Source organism: Rhizobium sp. AN6A, from assembly GCF_900215635.1.
GTDB lineage: Bacteria > Pseudomonadota > Alphaproteobacteria > Rhizobiales > Rhizobiaceae > Agrobacterium > Agrobacterium tumefaciens.
The window spans coordinates 194,108-206,489 of the sequence record NZ_OCNC01000003.1 but is presented as its reverse complement, the minus strand read 5'-3'; the positions used below and the strand labels follow the sequence as shown (position 1 = coordinate 206,489).

Below are 12,382 nucleotides of genomic sequence, written 5' to 3'. Positions count from 1 at the left end.
GTTCGCCCGTCAGTTTTTCCAGGTGAGCATCGACGCCGCCGCGTAGTTATACACCGCTCCGAGGAGCGCCCCGGCTAGTCCAGATAGCAAAGCGTCCGAGTGCCATGCCTCGTTAATCCAGCTTGCGACCCCCACATTGGCAATGGTACCCACACTGCACGCGGCATAAAACGTCAACAATCCCGTGAAGAAACGCGCGCCACGGAGTTTTTTATCCCGATAAGTCAACTCGTTGTTCAGGATAAAATTCCCTGTCATCGCAACCATGGTCGCCACAAACTGAGCCATCGAAAATGACAGCTGAACTGCATCCAGCATTATCCGAAGAGTCAGCAGATGAACCAAGACGCCGAATGCACCGACGGAAGCGAACATCAAAAAGCGCACCGGCAAAACGCCACCGGATATTTTTGATAATAGAAGTCCCAAGTAATCAACCGTTACAAGTGATCCGAGTTTGGAGGTTCCTTCGAAGCGTTCTCGAAACTTGAACGGAATTTCTACTGTTCGAAGATTTGACGGTGAAGATGATATGAAATCAAGCAGTATCTTAAAACCTTCCTTGGATAGTGCTGGTGCAACCTCTTCAAACGTCTCGCGCCTCAACATAAAAAAGCCGCTCATCGGATCTGAAATACTAATTTTCAGCGCCCGTCTAGCGAGCTTTGTCGCCGTATCCGAACCCCATTTGCGCAGGCGAGAGAAGCCTTCATTAGACGAACCTCCGGCGACATAGCGGCTGCCGACTGCCAAATCCTTTCCGCCCTCGAGCGATCGCAGCATTTCCGGAACAATAGATTCATCATGCTGAAGATCGCCGTCCATAACCAAAACATACGGTGCAGAGCTTGAGAGGATACCCTCTATGCAAGCACCTGCAAGACCTCGGCGTCCTACACGCCTGATACATCTGATACGCGAATCCGCAGCAGAAAGTGATTTCACCAGTTTCGACGTGCCATCTGGACTATCATCGTCAACGACGATCAACTCCCATGCTGTTTCCCCAAGGGCCAAATCCAATCTTTTTACCAGTTCGCGGATATTCTGACTCTCATTGAACGTCGGCACGACGACGGAAAGCTCGAGCGGTCGGGATAAAGCTGCTTGGATCATATTCATTTCGAGTCGTTTCCGGGGTGCATTCATATCTTTGAGGCCTACTACCGCAAAGGGCTGCAGTTGAAAAGTGGAGTTGCCCCTAAAAGGCCAACATCCTACGGAGAGTTGGCGAAAGTTATCGCGACACCCTTCTCACCATGAGGATTAACGGATTCTACAGAGACAAAGCATACCTTTCCGCAGGAACAGTGGCGCAGTTTCGACGCCCTGGGAGTTCAGTTTGTTCCAACTGGTATACTGGTGAGCGACCGCCCTTTCTGGATCGACTTGGCGACATTCCGTACGTCAAAATCGACGAATGACCAGGCCCTCGCTCTTCGCAAACTTCCATGTTGCGTATCTTCGCCCGGAAGGTCTCTGGTAAATTCCGCGCTGTTCGGAGCCCTATCTAGCGGCTTTTCGACTATGTCACGAGCTTGCTAAACGTCGTAGGTAAACGCCATAATCGCCCTTGCCCGCGGATTCAGCGATCTGTTCAAATTTTGATGCGGTGATGAATCCCTTGCTCAAAGCAATCTCTTCAGGACACGCTATCTTGAAGCCCTGACGCTTTTCCAGGGTGCGCACAAATTCCCCGGCTTCCAGCAGGCTGTCTGGCGTTCCGGTGTCGAGCCAGGCGTAACCACGGCCCATGATGGATACCTTCAGCTTTCCGCGTTCCAGATAGATGCGGTTCACGTCCGTTATCTCATACTCGCCGCGCGCGGAAGGCTTGAGATTGGCGGCGATGTCCACGACATCGGCGTCATAAAAATACAGACCGGTAACGGCCCAGTTGGATTTGGGCTTTAACGGCTTTTCTTCAATGGACAGCGCGCGCATCTCACTATCGAATTCAACGACGCCATAACGTTCAGGATCGTTGACGTGGTAGGCGAAAACGGTGGCTCCGTCATTGACGTCGGTACCGCTTTGCAAGAGCTCCGGCAGTCCGTGCCCGTAATAGATATTGTCGCCGAGGATCAGGCAGGACGGGGAGCCACCAATGAAGTCGGCGCCGATCATGTAGGCTTGGGCAAGCCCGTCCGGGCTTGGCTGAACGGCATATTCGATCGAGAGACCCCATTGGGAGCCGTCTTTCAGAAGGTTCTGGAAAAGCGGCATGTCATGTGGTGTCGATATGATGAGGATCTCGCGAATGCCGGCCAGCATCAACGTCGTCAGCGGATAATAGATCATCGGCTTGTCGTAAACGGGCAGGATCTGCTTTGAGACCGCCAATGTCATAGGATGCAGACGCGTTCCGCTGCCTCCGGCAAGAATGATGCCCTTCATGGCATTTCCTTTTTGTTCTGCGCTAGGGCGGCCATGACCGCGCGCGTTGATGTCTGCCATTCCGGCAATCTTATTCCATAAACTTCTTCCAGCTTGCTGCAATCAAGCCGGGAGTTTGCCGGGCGTCGGGCCGGGGTAGGGTATTGTGCGGTCGTGATGTCATTGACAATCATCGACTTTCCGCCGTTTTCCGCAGAAAACTCGAATATCTGTTTGGCAAAACCCGCCCAGTTCGTTTCACCTGTTCCGGACATGTGAAAAACGCCGCGAAGATGTGAGGCTGGATCCGTTGCAAGTTTTCTCGCGATCGACACAATCCCGACGGCGATGTCGGTTGCCGAGGTGGGGCACCCAAACTGGTCCGCAACCACATTGATCTGATCGCGGCTTTCGCTTAGACGGAGCATGGTTTTTAGAAAGTTGCTGCCATATTCCGAGTAGACCCATGCGGTTCGCAGAACAGCGTAGTTGTCGGTGCTTTCAGAGACAGCCTGTTCGCCTTCGAGCTTTGAGCGGCCGTAAACGGAGGCCGGTCCAGTGGGATCATTCTCGACATAAGCAGTGGTCTTGGTGCCGTCGAACACATAATCCGTGGAAATATGAATGACGGGAACACCGATGTCATTTGCGGCTCGCGCGACGGCTTTTGCTCCGTCCCGATTGACGGCAAAAGCGATGTCCGGTTCGCTTTCCGCTTTATCCACGGCGGTGTAGGCAGCAGCCGATACCACGACATCGGGTTTCGCCTCCCGCAGCGCTTTGAAAACAGTGTCAGGTCGCGCAAGGTCAAGCTCCGGCCGGCCGAGAGCAACAATCTCCAGGTCGGGTCCGGCCAGTGCCTGAAGGGCACTGACGACCTGTCCATTTTTTCCGGTGACTGCCAGCCGCATCCGGTTCAGTCCTTCGTCAGAACGCCGAGGCGCTCACCTGAGTAGACGCCTTGACGCAGCGGCTCCCACCACCATTCATTGTCGAGGTACCATTCAACGGTCTTGCGAATTCCAGTCGCAAAATTTTCCTGTGCTTTCCAACCCAGTTCCGTTTCGAGCTTTGTTGCATCGATGGCGTAGCGGGCATCGTGACCAGGGCGATCCGTGACGTATTTGATAAGCTCGGCATAAGGCTTTGACTGCGGGCGCAACTCGTCCAGAATGGAGCAGATGCAATTCACCACATCGATGTTCTTCTGCTCGTTTCTGCCGCCGACATTGTACTTTTCGCCGGCGAGTCCCGTCTGGACAATGAGCCACAGCGCGCGGGCGTGGTCATCCACATATAGCCAGTCGCGAATGTTCGCGCCATTTCCGTAGACCGGCAGCGGCTTGCCTTCCAGCGCGTTGAGAATAATGAGCGGAATAAGCTTTTCCGGGAAATGAAATGGCCCGTAATTGTTGGAGCAGTTGGAAATCACGACCGGAAGGCCATAGGTGCGCTGCCAAGCGGTGGCGAGATGGTCGCTTGCGGCTTTCGAAGCGGAATAGGGCGACGAGGGATCGTAGGGCGTTGTTTCTTCGAAGAGGCCATGCTCTCCGAGCGAACCGTAGACCTCGTCGGTCGAGACGTGAAGCATGCGGAAGGCTGATTTTGCGTCTTCGGCAAGACCGTTCCAATATTGCCGCGCTGCTTCCAGCATCGTGAAGGTGCCATTAATATTGGTCTGAATAAAATCAGCCGCGCCGGTGATGGAGCGGTCGACGTGGCTTTCGGCTGCCAGATGCATCACATAGTCCGGCTGAAATGTCGCGAAAGCGTCATTCATTGCGGCCCGGTCGCATATATCAGCCTGAAGAAAGCGGTGGTTTGGCGCGTTTTCGATTGGCTTGAGCGAAGCCAGATTACCGGCATAAGTCAGCTTGTCGATTGTAAGGACATCCGCACCGACCTCGCTTACGAGATAACGCACAAGGGCAGACCCGATAAATCCGGCGCCGCCGGTGACTAGAACGCGCATCATCAGTTTCCAGTTTTTTGGTAGGTGAAATATTCAGGCAATTCCGACAGAGACGGCTGCTTGGCGTCCTTGTCGGAAAGCACGCAACGGTCCAGCTTTGGCCAGTTGATGCCGATGGCGGGATCATCCCATTTGACACCGTGATCATGCGCGGCGCTATAGGGAGCTGTCACCTTGTAGGAGATAACGGTGTCGTCAACCAGCGTCATGAAACCGTGGGCAAAGCCTGCCGGAACCCACAGCTGTTCGCCTTTTTCCGGTGAAAGCTCAACGGCGGTCCATTGTCCGAAAGTGGGTGATCCTGTTCTGATATCGACCGCAACGTCTAATAGTCGTCCCCGAAGACAGCGAACGAGTTTGCCCTGTGCAAAAGGTTGCGCCTGGAAGTGAAGGCCTCGAACCGTTCCGGCCTGCGCGGACAGAGATTCATTGTCCTGCACGAACTCGACGTCCGACACATTCTCGCGAAACCAATCCCGTTTGAAAACTTCGCTGAAGTAACCCCTGCTGTCGCCAAACCGAGCCGGAGTTATCTTTTTTAAGCCTGATATCGAGAATGCTTCTACCTGCACTGCGCGGATCCTGTCTGCTCTGCCTGCTTACGGTGATATGACTTTATCGCTACGGACAGTCAATAACGCTTTATCGGTCCACCACACAAGAGTATCTTGCTCTGCAACAGAGAGTATAGCGGATAACGTGGCGGGTCTGTATCTCGCCCAAGACTATGTCCGTTTATGCGGCCTGATCGATGTCCTCAGTTCCACCAGTCTTTCCAGTGTCTCAAGGCTTCGATCGGGGCGGGCAGCGGAGAGGGCGAGCGCCATGGTTTCCATGGCGATGAAGGATGGGGCGTGTAGCGCTACCCCTTCGTTCTTTGCACGGGGCAGCAGGAGATAAGCGTTGGCGTGTTTTTTGAGCACGCTGTCTTCCTGGCCGAGCAGCATGATAATCGGGATGTCGAGGCGACCAGCCTCAGCGATTGCGGTTTGGGCTTCGCGGTGGGCGCGGCCGTGCAGGAGCATGATGAGGACGTGGCCGTTTTCAAGGTCGAGCAATTGTTCGGCGAGCGTGATACCGGTGGCGTTCAGCGCATAGGAGCGAACGCCGGAGCGCTGGAACAGCCGGGCGGCATAGGTGGCGATAATGCCGGAGGCTCCGATGCCGAGGACGCCGATGCCGCGTGCTTCCGCCAGAAGACGCACGGCGGCGGCCATGGCGTCGCGGTTTTCCACAGTGGCCAGCATTTCCAGCGCGTTTTTCTGGTTATCGAGAACGAAGTCGATTGCCGCGTCGCAGTTGCCCGATATGGATTTCGTGGTAGCGGCCAATTTTTCAACCGGCGAATCCGTCACGCCGAGATAGGCCTCCAGAGTTTCCTTGAGGTCGACCAGCCCCTGAAACCCAAGTGCCTGAATGGCGCGAATGACCGTCGCATCGGAGGTATTGGTCTCAAAGCCGATTTCCAGCGCCGATTTACCGAGAACGGCATGGCGGTGGCCGTCAATATATTCGGCAACGGCAAGCAGTCCGGGCGAAAGACGGTCGCGGCGCTTGCGCAGTTGCTCCCCGAAACGATCTGTATGTCTAGGCCTTGATATACGGGTTTCGCCAGTCGTCATGGGACTTTCCGTGAAGGTGAGTTCTTACTCTTCTTCACGGATTAGCAGTGCGCCAAGCTGGCAGGCAAGCGCTTTTGTCGCGGCAATTGTTCCCCTTTACTTTTCAGCCGTGGGCCTTACCGCGAGATGCGACTGGATCGCGGAGACCATGAGGCTGAGTGCGGCGTAGGAGTTGGAGATTGCCTCTTCCCGCGGCAGAAGGATGTAGCGACCGTTGCGGCAGGCCTGCAGAAAATTGCAGAAACCCGGCATTACAGCCTCCATCATGTCGATTTCGGCCTGCGGAGAAGCGCCGGTATCGGAACGATACGGATCGAAAATGAAGTCGGCGTCGAGCTCCGGCAAGCGCTCGGCGCTGATCTCGATGCGCTCGCCGTCTGGAATATCGTCGATGATGGCTGGGAACCGAAAACCGGCATCTCGCAGCACCCGGCCGAGCGCACGATACGTATGGTAGACGCTGATCTTGCCATTCAGTGGCTGGAACACCGAGACAGTGCTCGCGCCGGTTTCGACCGAGGCCTTCAGCGCTTCAATCTGCGCCCGGTAGCGTCGGTCCAGAACGGCAAGTCGCGCCTGCGTGCCGGTCAGTTCAGCCAGCACCCTGTAGATATGCGGCGCGCCGTCCTTCGTATTGTCGATGGCGACGGTCGGGGCGATCTGCTCCAGTTTTTCGATTGGTGTCGGTCGGTCCGGTTCCGTCAGGATGAGATCGGGCTTGAGGGCGACGATCGCTTCCAGATCGGCGTTGATGGAGCCTATATAGGCGATGTCGCTATTGTCGAAATCGACACCGGTCAGAATGGCGCTGGAGCGCAGATAGGGTTTGCCGTCCCCACCCATGCGGCCATGGCTACCCACCGGCATCACACCCAATTCTATCAGCGGGATGGTGAGATCGATGTCGTGCAGGGCGACGATACGTTTCGGCTGTAAGGGGACAGACACGGTGCGGCCGAGGTCGTCGGTAAAGGTCCGGCTGCCCTCCGCGTGAGCAACGCATACCCCCAGAAGAAGTCCGGCGGTTGAAACGAAAGCGAGAATGGTTTTGCGCATGAAAGACCTATAGTCGGTGCCGGTGAAACCAAAGAAGGGTAAGAAGCGTGGGGGCGCCCACGGCCGAAAGAACGAGCCCGATCGGCAATTCCAGCGGTGAAAAAGCGGTTCGGGCAATCGTATCGGCAATTGCAACCAGCGTCGCTCCTGCCAGACCCGCGCCCATAACAAGCCCGGTATGGGAGCTGCCCGGCAGCAAAAGTCGGGCGATATGCGGGCCGATCAGGCCGACAAAACCGATGCTGCCGATAAAGGAGATACAGGATGCGGTGAGAACGACCGCAAGGATGACATGCAGCGCTGATAGCCAGCGGGTGTGAACGCCGAGTGCCGCTGCATTATTGTCGCCGAGCGCCTGAACATCCGCGGCACGGGCGGTGAGGAGAACAAGGCAAAGGGTGATGGCCAGGATGGCTGAAAGGATCGAGACGGCGCTCCAGGATGCGCCTTGCAGGTTTCCTACCATCCAGATCATCGCCGTCTGCAAATTGCGAATATCAAGCGATGCCATAAGGATAAGCAGCAAAGCTGATAAAAACCATGAGAAGCCGATGCCCGTCAGAACGAAGCGCAGCCGTGAGGTGACACCGGAAAGCGAAAAGACGATTGCAGCACTCGCCATCCCACCGGCGATACCGGCCAGGGGGCGGAATATCACCGGCAGGGATGGCAACAAAAACAGGCAGCCCAGCACCGCGAGCAACGCGCCTTCGCGCACGCCGAGCAGGCCCGGGTCGGCAAGGCTATTGCGGGTGGTCGCTTGCATGATGGCACCGGCAACGCCGAGCATGGCGCCGGAGACTATGGCAAGCGCCAGGCGCGAAAAGCGAAAGTGGAGAACCACCACGGCGTCATTCGAGGCGGGATCATTGTTTCCAGCGGTCAATAACGACCACAGGGAGGAGGTCGGGATGTATTGGCTGCCGGCGGTAAGCGACCATACCGTGACAATCGTAAGGCAAAGGGTAAGCGTCACCAGAATAGCCAGCCGCTGCGGCAAGAGGCGAATTGAAAAATGCGCCAGTCTGATGACCCTGTAACGGTTCATTTCAGCACCCTACGCACCAACCAGAGAAAGACCGGCGCTCCGACAAGGCCGGTCATTGCCCCAGTCGGCAGTTCCTTTGGCGCAAGAATCAGGCGGGCGGCGAGATCGGCGGCGATCAGTAAAACCGCGCCGCCGAGCGCGGCTATGGGAATGGCAAGCAGAAGCCGCCCCGTTCTTAGCCGCGACACGAGTGGCGGCACCACCAGACCGACGAAACCGATAGGCCCGGTGACGGCTATGGCCGCGCCACAGAACAGCGATATTGCGGCAAGCGCCAAGATCCGGGTCGAGCGGACAGGTACGCCAAGCGTTGTGGCGGTGGTGTCACCCAAAGCGAGCAGATCGAGCCGCGGCGCGACGGTAAATGCAAGGAGAAGTGCGATAATGGCAGCGGGCAGGGCGGCGGCGACGGCTGCCATCGAAATGCCTGCCGTATCGCCAACCAGCCAGAAGCGCATCTGCTGTAATGTTTCCTCGTTGAGAATGAGGATGGCGGAGGTAAGGGTTCCGGCAAGCGTCGACAGCGCGATACCGCAAAAGACGAGTTTTGCTGGCGTCAGACCCTGCCGTCCGGCGGATGCGAGCAGAAGGACGAGCGAGAAGCTGATGCCTGCGCCCGTCGCCGCCAGCATAGGGCGCAAGGCCGGCGTTGCGATTAACCCCAGCGGCGTCACGGTCGCCGCGACGACCGCGAGGCTCGCGCCCGCATTTAATCCCAGAATATGCGGCTCGCCCAGCGGGTTTCGAAGCAGGGTCTGTAACAGAAGCCCTGCCACTCCAAGGCAGGCGCCGGCTTGCAGCGCCGCAAGCAGACGCGGAAGCCGCAGACGCAGCAAAACCTGCTGGTCAAAATTGCGGGCGTCGTAGGAAAATATCAGGTCGTTCAGAACGTGTGGAGCAACGGCGCGCGGGCCAGTGCCAATATGTGCCAGAATCAGAAGCAGCATGGCCAGAAACATAAGCAGTGCTGCCGCAAGCGCGCGGCCATAGGCCTTTTCCTGTATGGCGGGCTTGCTGTAGCTCATCCTGGCGAACATCATGCCGCGCTAGTCCGTCCGGGCAGGGGAAGAAATACCGGCCTCGCCGTTACCGGATGCGTGAGCTGGGCGACAGGCATGTCGAAAACGTCCGAGATGATTTGGGCATCGCACAGCGTCGCTGTTTCCAGCCGGTGCCGCAGCCGTCCATCCTTCAGAAAAATCAGGTGATCGGCATATTGCAGGGCGAGATTGATATCATGCAGCACGGCAACGATCGTGCGCTTGTGGTGGGTGACGAGGCCAGCCAGCATATCCAGCACCTCTATCTGGTGATGCAGATCCAGAAATGTCGTCGGTTCGTCCAGCAGGATGATATCTGTCTGCTGCGCGAGCGCCATGGCGATCCACGCGCGCTGGCGCTGGCCGCCGGAGAGGCTGTCGATTGCTCTTTCGGCAAGGCCGGACATTCCGGTCACGGAAAGTGCCTCGTCCACTGCGTCCGCGTCTTCCTCGCTCCATTGCTTCAAAAATCCCTGATGCGGGTAACGGCCACGGGAGACGAGATCGAAGACCGAAAGCCCTTCCGGCGTGTGGTTCTGCTGTGCCAGCATGCCCAGCCGCTTCGCCACCTCCCGTGTGGGATGATGAAATATGTCGCGGCCGTCGAGAAGGATATGGCCGCTTGCCGGGCGGTGCAGGCGGGCAAGTGCGGAGAGAAGCGTCGATTTTCCCGACCCGTTCGGACCGAGCAGAACGGTAAATCGGTTCGGCGCAACGTCTATGGACACGTCGGCAAGCACGGGGGTGTCGCCATAGGCAAACTCAATTGCATTGGCCGCAAGACGTATGTCCGCGCGTCTGTTTTTGCCACCGTCGTCCAAGATCTTCCCCGTTTGCGAGCCGCCACCAGAATTATTGATGACTGTAGTAGTCAAGTATATAGCTTTCGAAAAGCCGGTTTTTACGCGGTGATTTGCACAAAAAGCGACGATCTTGAGCTCGAATCAGAACTGTGGAGGCATGAGGGAGCGCGCATCCACCAGATGTTTCGCCCGTCACAAGCCGAATTAAAGTTGACTACTACATTCATCAATTGAAAGAGCGGTGCATCATCGTCGCGATGACGATTTGGGGCAGCCGGGGACAAGACAGATGCATGACGGTTCGATGATCATTCAGGTAGGCTCGCGAGCGCTGTTGGCGTTGCTTCTGGCCGGAGTTGCCCTGCCTGCTTTTGCGCAGGAGACCACGGCACCGAAGAAAAATGCCGACGGGACGACCGTGCTTGAGACGATAACCGTTAATGCCGACGTCAAAAAAGGTGCGCGCGGCTATCAGCCGATAACCACTGGCACTGCGACGCGCACCGAGACGCCGATCCTCGATATTCCGCAATCGGTCAACGTCGTGACAAACAAAGTGCTGCGTGACCAGCAGGCGCGCTCGCTCGATGATGCGCTCGCCAATGTCAGCGGCGTTACCCAGTCAAACACGCTGGGCGGCACGCAGGATGCCGTTATCCGCCGTGGTTTTGGTGACAATCGCGATGGCTCGATCCTCATCAACGGGCTGAAGACCGCATTGCCGCATTCCTTCAACGATACGGCGGAGCGAGTGGAAGTGCTGAAAGGGCCGGCATCCACGCTCTACGGCATTCTCGATCCGGGCGGCATGGTGAATGTCGTGACGAAGAAGCCTGAAGATACTTTCTCCGCCGAAGCCTATTCGCGCTTCTCAGCCTTTGGGGCGGGCAAGTACGGTACATCCGGCGGTTTCGATGTGACCGGACCTATTGCGGGAACGGATTTTTCCTATCGCCTGATCGGTCAGGGGGAGAACAGCGACTACTGGCGCAATTTTGGTGAGAAGAAGAACTGGCTGATCGCACCCTCGCTAAAATGGAGCGGCGAGGATACCGACATTACGGTTTCCTATATGCATGAGGATTACAGCGTGCCCTTCGATCGCGGCACGATCTTCGATCCGGCGACAGGAAAGGCAATCAATGTCAGCCGACGTCTCAGGCTGGACGAGGCCTATAACATCACCGATGGCAAATCCGATCTGGCGAGTATCTCAATAGACCGCCAATTGTCCGAAGACTGGAAACTGTCGCTGAACTACGCCTATAGCCAAAACGAATATTCCGACAACCAGGCCCGCGTGATGGGTTACAATTCCCGCACGGGGCAGGTGACGCGGCGCGCTGACGCCACGCAATATTCCACCATCTACAACCACGCGGCCCGCGCTGACCTGACCGGTGAGGCTGATATTGGTGGCCTGCGCAACGATCTGCTGTTCGGCATGTCCTACGATTACAGCGACACGCTGCGCACCAACATGTTGCGATGCGCGAATTCGACGAATTTCAACATTAACAATCCCGTTTACGGCAGGTTGCCGGCGTGCACGACGGTCAGGGCCGTCGACAGCGACCAGACGGAGGAGCTTTCCACTGCTTCGATCTATATGCAGGACGCCGTGCATCTGGGCGATCAATGGATCGCTGTCGGCGGTTTGCGCTACCAGTATTACGACATCTATGCCGGCAAAGGCCGCCCCTTCGTCGTCAACACAAAGAACAATGGCGGCGAACTCATCCCCAATGCCGGTCTCGTCTACAAGCTCACGCCGGATGCATCCCTTTATGCCAATGTGGCGAAAACCTTCCGCCCGCAATCCTCGATCGGAGCCTATTATGGTGGGCTCGATCCGGAGGAGGGCATTTCCTATGAGGTGGGTGCCAAGTTCGACCTGTTCACCGGGTTGAATGCCAATATTGCTTTGTTTAATGCCCGCAAGCGCAATGTCGCCTATTCGGAGGATGTAGGCGGTGTGTCGACGGTGAAGGCCGCCGGTCTCGTTCGCTCGCGCGGGGTGGAGGTGGATATTGCCGGCAGCCTTACCGATAGTCTCGATCTAATCGCAAGTTATGCCTATACGGACGCTCTCGTTCTCGAAGATTCCACCTATGCCGGCAAGCGCTTGCCGAATGTCGCGCGTCACACCGGCTCGCTGTTTCTTGCCTATGATGTCGGTGAGGTCGGGCCGAACGGCAACACGCTGCGGATCGGCGGAGGAGTGCGGGCCGTCGGCCAGCGTGCCGGCATCAACGACAATTCCTATGACCTGCCGGGTTATGCCGTCTTCGACGCCTTTGCGACCTATACGCTTCAGTTGGAGAAACCGGTAACCCTGCAGCTCAATCTGAAGAACATCTTCGACAAAAGCTATTATACCTCATCCATTGGCTCCACCAGCTACGCCAATGCAGTCGGCGAGCCCTTCAACGTCAGCCTCACGGCCAGCGTGAAATTCTAAGGGT

The 12,382-nt window shown here is 56.9% G+C and carries 11 protein-coding genes; 1 reads left to right on the top strand and 10 read right to left on the bottom strand.

Features of this window, described 5'->3' with window-relative positions:
- Positions 1 to 9: 9 nt before the first annotated feature.
- The 10 genes from CRO62_RS04865 to CRO62_RS04820 all read right to left on the bottom strand — a co-directional run bounded on the left by CRO62_RS04865 (position 10) and on the right by CRO62_RS04820 (position 9,935).
- Positions 10 to 1,122 carry a glycosyltransferase family 2 protein gene (locus tag CRO62_RS04865; RefSeq protein WP_210201853.1) on the bottom strand — a complete coding sequence of 371 codons (1,113 nt, stop codon included), beginning with the start codon at positions 1,120 to 1,122 and terminating at the stop codon, positions 10 to 12.
- Between the two features lie 408 nt (positions 1,123 to 1,530).
- On the bottom strand, positions 1,531 to 2,397 hold the full coding sequence (gene rfbA / locus CRO62_RS04860) for a glucose-1-phosphate thymidylyltransferase RfbA (protein ID WP_097099421.1): 867 nt from the start codon (positions 2,395 to 2,397) through the stop codon (positions 1,531 to 1,533).
- The gene (gene rfbD, locus CRO62_RS04855; protein WP_097099420.1) at positions 2,394 to 3,287 is read right to left on the bottom strand and encodes a dTDP-4-dehydrorhamnose reductase; all 894 of its coding nucleotides are present in this window, start codon (positions 3,285 to 3,287) and stop codon (positions 2,394 to 2,396) included. Before rfbD ends, rfbA begins: the two co-directional genes overlap by 4 nt.
- Positions 3,288 to 3,292: 5 nt before the next feature.
- The gene (gene rfbB / locus CRO62_RS04850) at positions 3,293 to 4,348 is read right to left on the bottom strand and encodes a dTDP-glucose 4,6-dehydratase (RefSeq protein ID WP_097099419.1); all 1,056 of its coding nucleotides are present in this window, start codon (positions 4,346 to 4,348) and stop codon (positions 3,293 to 3,295) included.
- A 2-nt stretch (positions 4,349 to 4,350) separates the two neighbouring features.
- Complete coding sequence (rfbC, locus tag CRO62_RS04845; protein ID WP_097099418.1) at positions 4,351 to 4,920, bottom strand: dTDP-4-dehydrorhamnose 3,5-epimerase; 570 nt, start codon at positions 4,918 to 4,920, stop codon at positions 4,351 to 4,353.
- A gap of 153 nt (positions 4,921 to 5,073) precedes the next feature.
- The gene (locus tag CRO62_RS04840) at positions 5,074 to 5,970 is read right to left on the bottom strand and encodes a MurR/RpiR family transcriptional regulator (protein ID WP_097099417.1); all 897 of its coding nucleotides are present in this window, start codon (positions 5,968 to 5,970) and stop codon (positions 5,074 to 5,076) included.
- Between the two features lie 96 nt (positions 5,971 to 6,066).
- Positions 6,067 to 7,026, bottom strand: a complete 960-nt coding sequence (locus CRO62_RS04835) for an ABC transporter substrate-binding protein (RefSeq protein WP_097099416.1) — start codon at positions 7,024 to 7,026, stop codon at positions 6,067 to 6,069.
- A 7-nt stretch (positions 7,027 to 7,033) separates the two neighbouring features.
- The gene (locus CRO62_RS04830; protein WP_097099415.1) at positions 7,034 to 8,074 is read right to left on the bottom strand and encodes a FecCD family ABC transporter permease; all 1,041 of its coding nucleotides are present in this window, start codon (positions 8,072 to 8,074) and stop codon (positions 7,034 to 7,036) included.
- On the bottom strand, positions 8,071 to 9,114 hold the full coding sequence (locus CRO62_RS04825) for a FecCD family ABC transporter permease (protein WP_097099414.1): 1,044 nt from the start codon (positions 9,112 to 9,114) through the stop codon (positions 8,071 to 8,073). The genes CRO62_RS04830 and CRO62_RS04825 overlap by 4 nt, the downstream gene beginning before the upstream one ends.
- Complete coding sequence (locus CRO62_RS04820; RefSeq protein ID WP_097099413.1) at positions 9,111 to 9,935, bottom strand: ABC transporter ATP-binding protein; 825 nt, start codon at positions 9,933 to 9,935, stop codon at positions 9,111 to 9,113. The genes CRO62_RS04825 and CRO62_RS04820 overlap by 4 nt, the downstream gene beginning before the upstream one ends.
- A gap of 271 nt (positions 9,936 to 10,206) precedes the next feature.
- Here CRO62_RS04820 and CRO62_RS04815 point away from each other — a divergent pair, with 271 nt between their 5' ends.
- Complete coding sequence (locus tag CRO62_RS04815; protein ID WP_097099412.1) at positions 10,207 to 12,378, top strand: TonB-dependent siderophore receptor; 2,172 nt, start codon at positions 10,207 to 10,209, stop codon at positions 12,376 to 12,378.
- Positions 12,379 to 12,382 lie beyond the last annotated feature (4 nt).